Annotated in this window: 1 protein-coding gene; it reads left to right on the top strand. The window is 76.8% G+C overall.

Features of this window, described 5'->3' with window-relative positions; translation table 11 throughout:
• Positions 1 to 341, top strand: a 341-nt coding sequence (locus tag G3I40_RS31215; RefSeq protein ID WP_164305973.1) for an ATP-binding cassette domain-containing protein, incomplete at both ends; no start/stop codon positions are given.

Genomic DNA, 341 nt, shown 5'->3' with positions numbered 1-341 from the left:
CGGAGCTGTCCGGGGGGCTGCTCCAGCGCGTGATGATCGCGGCCGCGCTCGCCGGGAACCCGCGCCTGCTGCTCGCCGACGAACCGACCACCGCGCTGGACGTGACGACCCAGGCCGAGGTGATGGCGATCATCGACGAGGCCCGTGCGGCCCGGGGCCTGGCCCTGCTGTTCATCACGCACGACCTGGCGCTGGCCGCCGCCGTCTGCGACCGGGTCGCGGTGATGTACGCGGGCACGCTGGTGGAGGACCTGCCCGCCGCGCACCTGCACGAGGCGGCCCGGCACCCCTACACGCGGGCGCTGCTCGCGTCCCGCCCCGCGCCGGGCGCCGACGACCGG

Origin of the sequence: Streptomyces sp. SID14478 (assembly GCF_010548525.1) — a bacterium.
Taxonomy (GTDB): domain Bacteria; phylum Actinomycetota; class Actinomycetes; order Streptomycetales; family Streptomycetaceae; genus Streptomyces.
This window is presented reverse-complemented; position numbering and strand designations above follow the sequence as displayed.